The sequence below is a fragment of the Thalassolituus sp. UBA3500 genome, assembly GCF_002377545.1.
Classification (GTDB): domain Bacteria; phylum Pseudomonadota; class Gammaproteobacteria; order Pseudomonadales; family Oceanobacteraceae; genus Thalassolituus.
Genome location: NZ_DFQB01000045.1, coordinates 38394 through 51173, shown reverse-complemented (window position 1 = coordinate 51173; position 12780 = coordinate 38394). Strand labels below are relative to the sequence as shown.

Below are 12780 nucleotides of genomic sequence, written 5' to 3'. Positions count from 1 at the left end.
TCAGGACGCTTTGGTAGAGAAGCGGTAACCGGTACCACGAACTGTCTGAATCAGCTGCTCGTGCGATTGGCCAAGGGCTTTACGCAGGCGACGGATATGAACATCTACCGTGCGCTCTTCAACGTAAACGTTGCCACCCCAGACCTGATCAAGCAGCTGTGAGCGTGAGTAAGCGCGCTCCTGGTGAGTCATGAAAAACTGCAATAGACGGTATTCGGTGGGCCCTACGTCAACCGCTTTATCGTGAGCCATGACGCGATGGCACACAGGGTCGAGAATCAAACCATTCACTTCAATGGTTTCTTCGACACCTGGTGGCGTTGCGCGGCGCAGCACGGCTTTCAGGCGGGCAACCAGTTCGCGTGGCGAGAATGGCTTGGTGATGTAGTCGTCAGCACCGCTCTCGAGGCCTTGAACTTTATTTTCTTCTTCACCCTTTGCCGTAAGCATGATGATCGGCAGTTCGGCTGTTGCTTCTTCGCGTTTAAGACGTCGGGCAAACTCAATACCGCTGGTGCCCGGGAGCATCCAGTCGAGCAGAATCATATCCGGGCGTTGATCGACAACGAGTGAATGGGCGTCCTGAACATTTTCGGCTTCCAGGCACTCGTAGCCTGCCATTTCAAGCGCAACAGCGATCATTTCACGGATGGGTGCTTCATCGTCAACGATGAGTACGCGTTTTCCAGCGTTAGTCATAGTCCGGTCACAGATTAGTTATCATTACCGGCGTATTACACAGGTGAAATGTTACAGATATGTGACCAGGGCGGGAAAACTCAGGAAGTGGGCCATAGATAGTTTCCGGCAATGCCCAGCCAGACGATGGCGCCAAACCAGTGAGACTGACGGAACACCCGGAAGCAGTCGTCGCGGCTGCGGCTGCGAGCGCTCCAGATCTGCCAACCGAGGAACAGGGCACCGATGACGAGGCCGAGGTAGTAGATCCAGTTGAAACCGAATTGCTGGCCGGCGAAGAACAGGAAGGCGAGGTTCATCGCCTGCAGCAGGCTGATCATCTGTAAATCGAGCTCACCAAACAGGATCGCGGTCGACTTTACGCCTATCTTCAGGTCGTCATCACGATCGACCATGGCATAAAACGTATCGTAAGCCACGGTCCAACAGAGGTTTGCCGCGTAAAACAGCCAGAGATACGCGGGAAGCGATTCCGACTCAGCGGCGAAAGCCATTGGTATCGCCCAGGAAAAAGCCGCACCCAAAAAGAGTTGTGGCAAATGCGTGTGGCGCTTCATAAAGGGGTAAATGGCTGCGAGCGCGACACCGCCAAAAGATAGCCAGATAGTCATGCTGTTAGTCAGTAACACCAGCGCAAATGACACAGCACAAAGAATACCGAAGCCAATCAGTGCAGCTTTGGCAGATAAGGCGCCCGTCGCTAATGGGCGCTCATTCGTGCGTTTTACATGGCCATCTACTTCGCGGTCGGCGTAGTCGTTAATCACACACCCGGCCGAGCGCATCAGAAATACCCCGGCAGTAAATATAAGTAGGTTGCTTACCGAAGGGATGCCCTCTGCGGCGGTCCATAGGGCCCAGAACGTCGGCCACAGTAACAGGTAGGAGCCAACGGGCTTATCCAGGCGGGTGATGGCAATCCAGGCGCGCCATTGTGGCCACAGAGAATCCAGTCGGGTGGTCAGCACAGTTACCTCAGTTCGTTCTGTTTGGGTGGTCAAATTTGTTCAGCGATGGGCTGAATGCCTCAGTCACCATCAAAGATTTGCCTCCGAGGGTGAAGACAGACCTGCGGGCCCATTCTAACCCGGCCGCATTGGCTTTGCAGTGTGATACGCGGACGAACGTTCGACGTATGTCTGGTTGGCTGAACAGAAACGTCCCCAGAGAGCGGTTTCCCAGATGCTTGAGTCGTGCCAGTCGACCGGTGAGTGCGGAGCCGGGCACCACGGTGCGGGCATAAACGACGGGCACATCGCCCAGTTTCAGAATCACTTCCCGGAACCAGACGCGCTCGTTCGCTGCCAGGTTAAGCTCTCGCTGCTCTGCGGGTGTTGGATACCCGAGCCCCTCGTGTTGGCAATCGACGCTGAATTGACCCGGTCGCAAAGACGACAGTCGTGCAGTCAGAGAGCCGCGCTCAAGTAGCCAGGAACGCCAGAACGGTGGCAATGTCTGCGGCGCAACATTAAGGCAGGTTGACCAGCCGGGGCGCGCGGGGTGCAGGATGACAGCGAGATCAGAAGAGTGCTTCATGGCGCGGAGAATGCGCTAAATCAGGCGGTCAGGCAAGTCAGACAGAACGACTGGTCAAAAAATGCCCGGAATTGACCGTTGATTTTAGCGGGCTGGATAAGTACTTTTAGCGACCTTTAAAAACTCACCGAATCATAGGTTATTGGCATGAAGAAGTGGCAATGTGTTGTATGTGGCTGGATTTACGATGAAGCGGAAGGTGCACCTGAAGAAGGCATCGCTCCGGGTACCCGTTGGGAAGATGTGCCTGACGATTTTATCTGCCCAGACTGTGGCGTAGGTAAAGAAGATTTCGAGATGGTAGAAATCTGATTATCTGGGCTACCGGCTACCGGCTCCCGGTAGCCCTCCTGCATCCCTGCAGACCTCCCTTACCTGATAACTGAACGGACCCTTCTATGAGTAATTCATCTGCTCCTATCGTAATTATTGGCTCAGGCCTGGCCGGATATAACCTGGCAAAAGAACTTCGTAAACTCGCCGCTGATCAGCCACTGCTGATGATCACCGGAGATGACGGCCGTAGCTACTCAAAGCCAATGTTGTCTACTGGGTACGGCAAGAATAAAACCGCAGATGAGTTGGCGATGAGTACCGCTGCAGGTATGGCTGAACAGCTGAACATGACGATCCGTACGAATACGGTTGTGACAGCGATCGATATCGATGCGCATACCATTAGCCTGGGTGACGAAACGGTTGAATACAGCAAGCTGGTTCTGGCCTGGGGGGCTGAAGCGGTTGGCCCACGCATCGAAGGTGGCGCTGAAGATCTCGTGTTCTCGATCAATGATCTTGAAGACTACGCTAAGTTCCGCACCGCAGCCGAAGGTAAAAAGCGTGTTCTGATCATGGGTGCCGGTCTGATTGGTTGTGAGTTTGCCAATGATATGACCGCTGGTGGCTATGAGTGTGAGATCGTGGCTCCTTGTGAACAGGTGTTTCCGACTCTGCTGCCTGAGTCCGCGGCTAACGCAGTACAGGCAGGCCTGGAAGGCATCGGTGTTAAATTCCACCTGGGCCCTCTGGTCAGCCGTATTGAACGCGACGGTGACGGCGTTGTCGCAACTCTGGATAACGGTGATGAAATTCGTGCCGATGTAGTGGTTTCAGCGATTGGTCTGCGCCCTCGCACTCAGCTTGCGGGTGAGGCAGGCATCAAGGTTAACCACGGTATCGTTGCTGATCGTCACCTGAAAACCAGTGCTGATGATGTTTACACTCTGGGTGACTGTGCCGAAGTCGAAGGGCGTGTACTGCTTTACGTATTGCCGCTTATGGCTTCAGCACGTGCGCTGGCAAAGACACTGACCGGCACGCCGACAGAAGTCAGCTATGGCGTTATGCCTGTCACTGTTAAGACGCCAGCGTGTCCAGTGGTTGTTTCTCCACCACCGGGTGGTGATGCCTCTGGTCGTTGGATTGTCGAGCAGGAAGGCAATGACGTTCAGGCAGAATACCGCAATGAAGCGGGTGATCTGCTCGGATACGCTTTGACCGGAGCAAAAGTAGCGAATAAAGTAGCACTCAACAAAGAATTGCCGGCAATCATGCCCTGATTCTCTGTAACATCATTGGTCCTGAACAGATCAATACTGACAACAGAAACAAGGATATTACTATGCGTAAACCAGAACTGGCTGCGGCCATCGCTGAAAAAGCAGACCTGAGCAAAGAAAAAGCGGCTGAAGTTGTTACTGCTTTCACCGACCAGATTGCTAAGTCTCTGAGCGAAGGCGAATCTGTGACTCTGATCGGTTTCGGTACTTTCGAAGTACGTGATCGCGCTGAGCGCCAGGGTAAAAACCCGCAGACTGGTGAGCCAATCACCATTGCAGCCGCTAAGGTTCCTGCATTCAAGCCAGGTAAAGCGCTGAAGGAATCCGTCCAATAAGCGGCGTTCCTGATGTTACCGCCGCCGCTGAACTGACCCGCGAGTGGGTCAGCCGGCTGGTGGTCGGTGAAGGGCTTTGTCCTTTCGCCAGTCCTGTCATGGACACTCTCCGAATTGAAGTCTCTTCAGCCTCTGATGACTACACCGCAACCGGTGAGTTTATGACCCTGTTGCAACGGGTCGCTGAAGCCCCGCCCTCTGATTTGCCTACCGCATTGTTTGTTGTCCCAAATCTTTATCGCGATTTTGAAGAATACTGGAACTGGACTCTGATCTGCGATGACCTGCTGGTGCAGATGGGGTATGAAGGACGATTGCAGCTGGCGACTTTCCATCCAAAGTATGTGTTTGAGGGGGAAGACGCAGATGACATGAGCCACTTCACCAATCGCTCTCCGTTCCCTATGCTGCATATTATCCGTGAGCAGGATATCGAAGAAGCCTTAACACAGATCAGATTCCCTGAGAGAATTCCCGAAAGAAACCGACACCATATGCGCCGTCTGGGGCATAATGGCCTGCTCAATATTATGCCGTCGCTGGCAGGTACCGCGGTATTTGCTGATGGCGATGATCCAAGTACGCCCGATAATTAACGGGCGCTGACAGCTGAGGAGACTCCCTTGTTTAAATTCCGCATGTTGCTTTGGGTTCTGTCCAAACTGATGAAAAAAGCAGCCAAAAAGAATCCTAAATTCCGGGAGCAACTGGCAGGGCAGGACATGGCATTTCAACTACAGACTGAAGATGGCAAAGCCGTCCGTCAGTTTGTTGTTAAAGATGAGACCATTTCCAGCAAAGGCAAGGCACACAGTAATCCTGCATTTACGATCAGCTTTAAAGATGCACATACCGGTCTGAAAATTCTTACATCGAAAGATCGCAATGCCTTTATGCGCGGTATCCAGGTAAAAGACGTCACTATAAGTGGCGACCTGTCGAAGGTGATGTGGTTTCAGGGAATCAGTAAATATCTGAAACCCTGATGCCTGTCTGGCCCTGATATCTGGGGCCAGGGATTATTGAGAATTAATCAGAATAATAAGGAGGCTACACTGTGACGCTGACAACCCGAATTCTTCTGGCAATGGCCTTTGCCATCGTACTCGGCACCATCACGTTCAACCTCCTGGCAATGCCAGACCTCAATGACAACGTTCGGTACGTGCTTGATGACATGCTGGCGTCTGGTCTTTTCGCCCTTATCGGTAAAATCTTTGTTTCCAGTCTGAAAGTCCTCGTTGTCCCGCTTGTATTTGTGTCTCTGGTCTGTGGTGTGTGTCACCTGAGCGACCAGAGTAGCCTCGGACGCATGAGCCTGAAAACGGTTGTTCTGTACCTCGTAACCACGGCGATCGCGATTTCAGCGGCTATGACGCTGGCGAACATCGTGAACCCCGGCATCGGAATTGATATGTCGGTGGAGGCAGAATTTAGCGCCCCTGAGGTCGTACCTCTTATCGATGTACTGGCGAATATATTCCCAACCAATCCGTTCCAGGCAATGGCTGAAGGCAATATGCTGCAGGTGATCGTGTTCGCGATTCTGGTTGGTCTCGCTATTGGTCGTTCGGGTGTGCCGGGTGAGCGTATCGGTAAGCAATTCAGCGACTGGAACGAGATTCTGATGACGCTCGTTACTATGCTGATGAATCTTGCGCCGTACGGTGTGTTTGCTCTGTTGTTCAGCCTGTTTGCATCCAAAGGTCTGGGGCCAGTGCAGGAGCTGTTAGCCTACATGTTTACCGTGGTCGCGGTGTTGCTGGTGCACGGTATTGTTGTTTACTCTGCCATGCTGCGTATGTTCGCTGGCGTCTCTCCGGTGACCTTTCTGAAGAAAATGTGGCCGGTGCAGATTTTCGCCTTCAGTACTGCGTCCAGTAGCGCCACTTTACCTGTCACTATTAAGAACGCTGAGCAGAACCTCGGTGTAGGTACTCGCGCTGCGTCGTTTGTACTGCCACTGGGTGCCACCATCAATATGGATGGCACAGCAATTATGCAGGGTGTGGCGACCGTGTTTATCGCTCAGGCGTTTGGTCTTGATCTGAGCATGGGCGATTATCTGCTGGTCATTGCTACTGCCACGCTGGCCTCAATCGGCACTGCTGGCGTGCCGGGCGTGGGGCTGATTACCTTGTCGATGGTTCTCCAGCAGGTCGGCCTGCCAGTGGAGGGCATCGCATTAATCATTGGTGTCGATCGTCTGTTAGATATGTTGCGCACCGCAGTCAATGTGACGGGCGATACTATGGTGTCGGTCGTCATCGCCAAAACAGAGGGTGTTCTGAATCATGAACGATATAACGATTTGAGCATCACTGCGGCGAGCAACAGCGACGAGAAATAAAGCGGCTTTCTATGAATAGGTTTCTGACGTCGTTGGTTGCGGTCACAGGCATTGCTCTGACTTCCGCTGAGCTTGCGTATGGTGATGGTGCGAATGAAGGTGCCGCTGAGCGTATTATTTCTGGCAGTGGTGTTTCGGGGATTTCTACTCAGGTCCGTCAGTTAGCGGAGGCACAGCTGAGCGACTCGAAGGATATAGAAAGGCGTCAACGCATGCGCCAGCTACTGCCCTGGTCCCCTTCTGCTCTGAACGAATCTTTTACCCACCTGCTTGCATCCTTTACTGATGACGAGATTACTCGTTTATTGATGATCATTGATGACAGCATCATGGCCCGTGGTCGATTAATGGAAGACATTGCGCTTCGGGAACAGGGAACGCCAGAATACGAACGTTACATGCAAAGGCTAGCCGCTTATCCACCGGCCGTTTCGCGCGTGCAACGGCTCGAAGGGCTGGTATCTGCGACCCGTATGTCGGAGTGGTTGATTCACGCACAAACGTCCGTTGCAGGGGTTCTGGAGCAGGACCTTGATCAAGGGTATGAAGCAACGACGCGGGATACAGTGCTGAATTTTATGCTGTACGCATACCGGCGTGTGAGTAATGCAGAGATTGATGCCCTGACCCGGTTGTGGACTGATCCGGTGATGCAGCGCTGGCTAACGGAGGCACTGGCTGTATTGCCAGAGACCGCCGGGCCATCTTTCGTCACCGACGGTCAGCTACTGAACACGTCTCAGTGATTGAGGATGCTGATCAGGTCGGCGAAACTGTCCTGATTTTCTACCAGGGTATCCGCGACTTCAGCGGCGTCCTCGGCGGATAGTCCCAGGCGTGTGAATACCTGCTCTGGAATGACTTCTGACGGGCCGTCACCGACACCACGTTCACGCAACAGACGCACGGCGACATAAAGAAGATTCGCATAGCCGGAGTAGTCACCATCATAATCTGCGTTATGCATTTGGCGCAGCGAGGCGATCAGTTCTCCCGGCATCTGCCATTGCATCATTAAGGCTGCAGCACATTGTTCGCGGCTCATCCCCAGTAAGTAGTTTTCGATGTAGAAACGGTTGATGTGAGGATTTGCTTCAATATGGCGATTAATCAGCGAGAACTGAGGTGGAAATATTTGCCCTAGAATCAGGAAACCGAAGTTATGCAGCAAGCCACTCAGATACGCCATGCCCTGTGATGGGCGCCCCGCAGGTTCTATTTTTCGTACCAGTTCGCCGCAGAGTGCAGCTGTCATTACCGCTTGTTTCCAGAATGGTGTATACCCGTGCGGACCCTCTTTAGGAACCGCCAGAGAGCGACCTAAAGCGAGGCCGAGGGCGAGGTTAATGACCAGATCAAAACCCAATACCCGGATGACGGCCTCTTCAACGCTTTTGATTTCGCCGCGGGTACCGTAGTAGGGCGAGCGCGCCCAGCTCAGAACCTGGGCCGACATGCCCGGGTCCACTTCAATCGTGGTTGCCAGTGATTTGCTGTCGGCTTCCGGGTCGACCCTCAGCTCAATGATTTTACGGGCAACTTCAGGCAATGGCGGTAAGTCGAGAGTTTCTTCAAGGCGTTGCTTGATTCGTAGGGGCGTGAACTGACGAATGGCTGAGTGTACGTCATCAAGATCCTGATCGCTGCCTTGCTCCGGCTGGTCGGGGCGCAGAGGCGTGCTGTAGTTGCCAACGTGCGAACTGGTGGTCAGGGCACGAAATTCCGACATCGGAATTTTGATCCAGTTTTTACCTTCCTCGCCTGAATAAACAAACAGCTCCTGCTCTCGCAGCAGTGCCTGATCAATCATGGTCTCCATTTCGGTGATCTGTGGGATCGCCGGAAACTGATCAATCTTGTAGCGTGCCTTAAGCAGATCCAGCTCGTCTACCGACAGGGCCGTGAACTGCCTGCCAAAGGCATGTGATAACTGGGTGAGATCAAGCATCCGGTCGCCCGGTACCAGAACCTGCACTTGCCCCAGCTCATCTTTCAGGAAAACGTTATAAGCAACCTTGGAAGAGTAGGATGCAGGCGGATTACTTTGCATGATTTCAAACAACTCCTTGTCATCAGCGGCGGAGTAGGGGATTCGCCAGTCTTCAAGGATTTTCTGTACGACGGCTGGAATGGCTGACATGTTTACGCCCCGGAATTGGTTCTTTCAGAAAATATAGTAGAGATCCAGAAAAATGTGGTCGATCGGGACTAAATTGGCCGATATTTCTTTGCCAGAGTCAGACGTTGGCGAAACGCTCGGCGTTCCCCAGCCAGCGTTTGATCAGGGGTTCAACGGTGGCTGGGTGCTGATACCAGAGGTCGTTAGCCATTTCCTGCACTTGTGGAAGAAGCCCAGCATCGCGTTGCAGGTCGGCAATCCTGAGCATTTGCAGTCCGGTCTGGCGGGTGCCCAATAGCTCTCCGGGGCCGCGTATCTCAAGATCCTTCTCGGCAATATAGAAGCCATCCTGGCTATCGCGCATCACTTGCAGGCGTTGCTTACTGGTGAACGACAGTGGTGACTTGTAGAGCAGTACGCAATGGCTTTTCGCGCTGCCCCGGCCGACGCGCCCACGTAGCTGATGCAGTTGAGCCAGCCCCAGGCGCTCCGGGTTTTCAATAATCATCAGGCTTGAATTCGGGACATCAACGCCGACTTCGATAACCGTGGTTGCGACCAGTAGATCCAGCTGATGATCTTTAAAGGCAGCCATGATGTCTGCTTTATCAGCGGCCTTCATACGTCCGTGAACCAGACCTACGCGCAGCCCCGGAAGCGCTTTCTGAAGCTCCTCGAACGTGTTCTCTGCGGCCTGACATTGCAGGGCTTCGCTTTCTTCAATCAGGGTACAGACCCAATAAGCCTGCGCCCCTTGTGCGCATGCTTCCTGTACGCGCTGAATAATTTCCGGACGCCTTTGATCACTGATCGCAACCGTAGTAATGGGGCTGCGCCCCGGAGGCAGTTCGTCTATGACCGAAGTATCGAGATCGGCGTACGCACTCATGGCCAGAGTTCGCGGAATAGGTGTGGCGGTCATGATCAGCTGATGCGGCGCCAGCCCGGCGCGCTCGCCTTTCTCTTTTAATGATAGGCGCTGATGAACACCAAAGCGGTGTTGCTCATCAATGATGACCAGACCGAGCTTCGAGAAGTGTACGTCTTCTTGAAACAGGGCATGCGTACCGACAACCAGTTGCGCTTCGCCAGCGGCGATTTCATACAGCGACTTCTCCCGGGCTTTTCCTTTAACTTTGCCGGCAAGCCAACCCATACGAACACCCAGAGGTTCGAACCATCCGGCGAGATTACGCAGGTGTTGCTCGGCAAGAATCTCGGTCGGTGCCATTAACGCAACCTGATAACCTTGTTGAAGCAGATCACAGGCAGCGAGTGCCGCAACTAAGGTTTTACCAGAACCAACATCGCCCTGGACCAGGCGCAGCATCGGATAGGGTTGCTTGAGGTCTTCAGTGATTTCATCGGTGACGCGTTGCTGGGCACCGGTTGGAGTAAACGGCAGCTTCTCCAGTAGCGCGTTTCGCAGCGTGTGGTCAGTCAGGATGGCAGGCGCTTTGTCGGCCTGAACCTGAGCGCGTAATTTAAACAGGGATAACTGGTGCGCCAGCAGCTCCTCAAGAATCAATCGCTTATGTGCCGGGTGACTCCCTGACTCCAGTTGCAACAGGTCAGTGTCTGAGGGCGGGTGGTGAAGAAACAGCAGCGCTTCTCGCAGGCCCGGCAGGCGCCATTGCGCACACCACTGCTCAGGGAGCAGGTCTGGTAGCGCGACCTCATCCTGCCTTAGTAGCTCAACCATCTGCTCGTGAAGCAGTCGCAGCCGTTGCTGGGTAATGCCATCAGTCGCTGGGTAAATGGGTGTAAGCGAAGCCTCCAGCGGCGTATCCAGACCGTCTTCGATGCGCTGGTATTCAGGATGGTACAGCTCAAGCCCGCTGGCTCCTCGACGGGGCTCGCCATAGCAGCGCAACAGGGTGCCTTTGCTCATCTGATTTTTCTGCGCCGCATTAAAATGAAAAAAGCGCAGATTGATCAGTCCACTCTGATCCTGAAGCTTAACCAGCAGGCTGCGACGCTTGCCAAACACCACGCTCGAGCCCTTCACCTCTCCCTGAATAACCGCGGGCCGCATAGGCATCAGGCCAGCAATGGGGGTGATTTTACTCCGGTCTTCGTAGCGGAAAGGCAGGTGAAAGGCGAGGTCAGTGAGAGAGTGGATATTCAGTTTACCCAGCTGCTCTGCCAGTTTTGGCCCTACGCCTTTCAGATCCGTTAGCTTACCGGAGTTCGCCATCAGCTTACTTCTTTGACCAGCACAGCTGGGCGTTTTCGATCAACAGGTCGATGGCATTGCCTCGAGGGAAACTGGCTCGCCAGGCAAGGGCCACCGTCCGAAACGGCGCCGGCTCACGGAACGGACGCGTGGCCAGCAGATTTTCGTCCATATTCCCGAGGGCGGATTCAGGAAGCACAGTCACACCAAGACCAGTGGCGACCATATGTTTCAGAGTCTCGAGCGAACTGCCCTCGAGAACACTGCCAACACGACTGTGCTGTTTACGGTGCAGAGCCGGGCAGTGCTCAAACACCTGATCCCGGAAGCAGTGACCTTCGCCCAGCATCAGTAGGTCGAGGTCAATGAGTTGTTCGGGATCGATGTCTTTCTGTTTCGTCAGCTCATGCTCTTTTGGCATCACGACCACAAACTTCTCTTTATAGAGAGGGCGAGTCACAACGTCGGGTTCGGTAAATGGCAGCGCGATCACAATGGCATCCAATTCGCCTTCCCTGAGCTGCTTGCGTAATACTCCGGTGTAGTTTTCTTCAAGGTACAGCGGCATGCCCGGTGCGGCGCTGTGAATCTGTGGAACAAGATGAGGAAACAGATAAGGACCGATAGTGAAAATAGCCCCCAGACGCAAAGGCGTAGATAACTGGTTCTTGCCCGAGCTGGCGATATCTTTAATAGCTCGGGACTCTTCTAAAACGCGTTGCGCCTGGGCCACAATGCGCTCACCTAACGGGGTTACGGTGACAGAGTTCTTGCTGCGCTCAAAAATAGCGACCTCTAACTCGCTTTCCAGCTTCTTTATCGCTACGCTGAGCGTCGGTTGGCTGACGTAACATTTTTCAGCGGCTCGGCCAAAATGTCGTTCCTGTGCAACAGTGACGATATAGCGGAGTTCGGTTAGGGTCATGATTGTTACCTTGAATGAAGGTGGCTTATCTGATTTATTCTACCTATCCATTGCGTCAGCGAAAGACCGTAACAAAATAAAACGTAAGGTACCGCCAAGATGCGGTACAAAATGCCTGAAATAGCGGAGGAAAGGCATGGCTTCTATTTTGGTTGTGGGCACCGGAGACATCGGCGGCCATCTGGCACAGGACCTCGCCCGGGAAGGGCATGACGTGACAGGCGTCCGCCGTTCGGACAAGCCTGTTGGTGAAGGGGTTAATGTGATCAGTGCTGACGTGTCAGATGCCAGCACCCTGACCGACCTGCCAGACAACATTGATATTGTCGTATACAGCGTAGCAGCGCCGGTTTTTTCGAAAGAAGGTTATCACGCGTACTATGTGAAAGGCCTGAAGAACATACTCAAAAAGCTGAAAGGGCAGCCACCTAAGCGTGTTTTCTTTGTTTCCAGCTCGTCGGTATACCACCAGATGGATGGTGAGTGGGTGGATGAAAGTTCTGAAACCACACCATCAAGCTTTGCCGGTAAAGAAATGCTGGCAGCAGAGAAAGTACTTCTTGATTCGGCGTTCGATGGCACTGTTGTGCGTTTTACCGGTATTTATGGTCCGGGTCGTGAACGCATGATTCAGCAAGCCCGTCAGGGTGGCTACTGTGACCCAGAGCCTGCCGTATGGACGAATCGTATTCATCGTGATGATTGTCTTGGAGCGCTGAAGTTTCTGATTAACCGTGCGTTAAACGGTGAGTCATTGGACGACTGCTATCTCGCCACTGATAACGAGCCGGCCACTCTGTTCGATGTCCTCGAATGGATGAAGGATCGTATCGGTGAAGTTGACCCAGACAGCGATGTGGGGGAAGTATCACGCCGTGCTAATCGTCGTTGTTCTAACAAACGACTGCGCGAACTGGGCTACGAGTTTAAATTCAGCAACTATCAGGAAGGCTATGATGTGATGCTGAACGAGATGGGGCTGGTCTGACAGCCCTTTGGCATTGCCGGAGTATTCCGGCAGTGCCTTTAAACTTTACACTCACTCCCTGTCACTTGAACCCCGCTGATATTCAGGCATTCT

Annotated in this window: 14 protein-coding genes; 8 read left to right on the top strand and 6 right to left on the bottom strand. The window is 53.4% G+C overall.

Annotated features, from left to right (window positions below):
* The 3 genes from phoB to B2R29_RS11660 all read right to left on the bottom strand — a co-directional run bounded on the left by phoB (position 1) and on the right by B2R29_RS11660 (position 2235).
* Complete coding sequence (gene phoB / locus B2R29_RS11670; RefSeq protein ID WP_301181228.1) at positions 1–699, bottom strand: phosphate regulon transcriptional regulator PhoB; 699 nt, start codon at positions 697–699, stop codon at positions 1–3.
* A gap of 80 nt (positions 700–779) precedes the next feature.
* Positions 780–1667 carry a 4-hydroxybenzoate octaprenyltransferase gene (gene ubiA, locus B2R29_RS11665; protein ID WP_301181227.1) on the bottom strand — a complete coding sequence of 296 codons (888 nt, stop codon included), beginning with the start codon at positions 1665–1667 and terminating at the stop codon, positions 780–782.
* A 7-nt stretch (positions 1668–1674) separates the two neighbouring features.
* Positions 1675–2235, bottom strand: coding sequence for a chorismate--pyruvate lyase family protein (locus B2R29_RS11660; RefSeq protein WP_301181226.1), 561 nt, complete (start codon positions 2233–2235; stop codon positions 1675–1677).
* A gap of 147 nt (positions 2236–2382) precedes the next feature.
* On the opposite strand from B2R29_RS11660, the gene B2R29_RS11655 reads away from it, so the two are divergent.
* The 7 genes from B2R29_RS11655 to B2R29_RS11625 all read left to right on the top strand — a co-directional run bounded on the left by B2R29_RS11655 (position 2383) and on the right by B2R29_RS11625 (position 7225).
* Complete coding sequence (locus B2R29_RS11655; RefSeq protein ID WP_068441816.1) at positions 2383–2547, top strand: rubredoxin; 165 nt, start codon at positions 2383–2385, stop codon at positions 2545–2547.
* An 86-nt stretch (positions 2548–2633) separates the two neighbouring features.
* Positions 2634–3794 (top strand): FAD-dependent oxidoreductase, encoded by a 1161-nt coding sequence (locus tag B2R29_RS11650; RefSeq protein WP_301181225.1) that lies wholly within the window; start codon positions 2634–2636, stop codon positions 3792–3794.
* Positions 3795–3856: 62 nt separating this feature from the next.
* Positions 3857–4129 (top strand): HU family DNA-binding protein, encoded by a 273-nt coding sequence (locus B2R29_RS11645; RefSeq protein WP_068435111.1) that lies wholly within the window; start codon positions 3857–3859, stop codon positions 4127–4129.
* A complete protein-coding gene (locus B2R29_RS11640) occupies positions 4117–4725 on the top strand; it encodes a DUF1415 domain-containing protein (protein WP_349678005.1) in 609 nt (202 codons plus the stop codon). The genes B2R29_RS11645 and B2R29_RS11640 overlap by 13 nt, the downstream gene beginning before the upstream one ends.
* Positions 4726–4752: 27 nt before the next feature.
* Positions 4753–5115 carry a helicase gene (locus tag B2R29_RS11635; protein WP_301181224.1) on the top strand — a complete coding sequence of 121 codons (363 nt, stop codon included), beginning with the start codon at positions 4753–4755 and terminating at the stop codon, positions 5113–5115.
* A gap of 71 nt (positions 5116–5186) precedes the next feature.
* Positions 5187–6479: a dicarboxylate/amino acid:cation symporter gene (locus tag B2R29_RS11630; protein ID WP_301181223.1), complete on the top strand. Its 1293-nt coding sequence runs from the start codon at positions 5187–5189 to the stop codon at positions 6477–6479.
* Between the two features lie 11 nt (positions 6480–6490).
* Positions 6491–7225 carry a hypothetical protein gene (locus B2R29_RS11625; protein ID WP_301181222.1) on the top strand — a complete coding sequence of 245 codons (735 nt, stop codon included), beginning with the start codon at positions 6491–6493 and terminating at the stop codon, positions 7223–7225.
* Here the strand turns inward: B2R29_RS11625 and B2R29_RS11620 are convergent.
* The 3 genes from B2R29_RS11620 to B2R29_RS11610 all read right to left on the bottom strand — a co-directional run bounded on the left by B2R29_RS11620 (position 7219) and on the right by B2R29_RS11610 (position 11699).
* Positions 7219–8619, bottom strand: coding sequence for an aminoacyl-tRNA deacylase and HDOD domain-containing protein (locus B2R29_RS11620; RefSeq protein WP_301181221.1), 1401 nt, complete (start codon positions 8617–8619; stop codon positions 7219–7221). The genes B2R29_RS11625 and B2R29_RS11620 overlap by 7 nt on opposite strands.
* A gap of 97 nt (positions 8620–8716) precedes the next feature.
* The gene (gene recG, locus B2R29_RS11615; RefSeq protein WP_301181220.1) at positions 8717–10795 is read right to left on the bottom strand and encodes an ATP-dependent DNA helicase RecG; all 2079 of its coding nucleotides are present in this window, start codon (positions 10793–10795) and stop codon (positions 8717–8719) included.
* Between the two features lie 4 nt (positions 10796–10799).
* A complete protein-coding gene (locus tag B2R29_RS11610; RefSeq protein ID WP_301181219.1) occupies positions 10800–11699 on the bottom strand; it encodes a hydrogen peroxide-inducible genes activator in 900 nt (299 codons plus the stop codon).
* 136 nt (positions 11700–11835) lie between these two features.
* On the opposite strand from B2R29_RS11610, the gene B2R29_RS11605 reads away from it, so the two are divergent.
* Positions 11836–12687, top strand: coding sequence for an SDR family oxidoreductase (locus tag B2R29_RS11605; RefSeq protein WP_301181218.1), 852 nt, complete (start codon positions 11836–11838; stop codon positions 12685–12687).
* The last annotated feature ends 93 nt before the right edge of the window (positions 12688–12780 follow it).

Excerpts from the sequence above, each read along its gene's own strand:
- B2R29_RS11625 (WP_301181222.1), top strand. The coding sequence starts at position 6,491 with ATGAATAGGTTTCTGACGTCGTTGGTTGCGGTCACAGGCATTGCTCTG.
- B2R29_RS11605 (WP_301181218.1), top strand. The coding sequence starts at position 11,836 with ATGGCTTCTATTTTGGTTGTGGGCACCGGAGACATCGGCGGCCATCTG.
- B2R29_RS11645 (WP_068435111.1), top strand. The coding sequence starts at position 3,857 with ATGCGTAAACCAGAACTGGCTGCGGCCATCGCTGAAAAAGCAGACCTG.
- B2R29_RS11620 (WP_301181221.1), bottom strand. The coding sequence starts at position 8,619 with ATGTCAGCCATTCCAGCCGTCGTACAGAAAATCCTTGAAGACTGGCGA.
- B2R29_RS11655 (WP_068441816.1), top strand. The coding sequence starts at position 2,383 with ATGAAGAAGTGGCAATGTGTTGTATGTGGCTGGATTTACGATGAAGCG.
- B2R29_RS11660 (WP_301181226.1), bottom strand. The coding sequence starts at position 2,235 with ATGAAGCACTCTTCTGATCTCGCTGTCATCCTGCACCCCGCGCGCCCC.
- B2R29_RS11610 (WP_301181219.1), bottom strand. The coding sequence starts at position 11,699 with ATGACCCTAACCGAACTCCGCTATATCGTCACTGTTGCACAGGAACGA.
- B2R29_RS11650 (WP_301181225.1), top strand. The coding sequence starts at position 2,634 with ATGAGTAATTCATCTGCTCCTATCGTAATTATTGGCTCAGGCCTGGCC.
- recG (WP_301181220.1), bottom strand. The coding sequence starts at position 10,795 with ATGGCGAACTCCGGTAAGCTAACGGATCTGAAAGGCGTAGGGCCAAAA.
- phoB (WP_301181228.1), bottom strand. The coding sequence starts at position 699 with ATGACTAACGCTGGAAAACGCGTACTCATCGTTGACGATGAAGCACCC.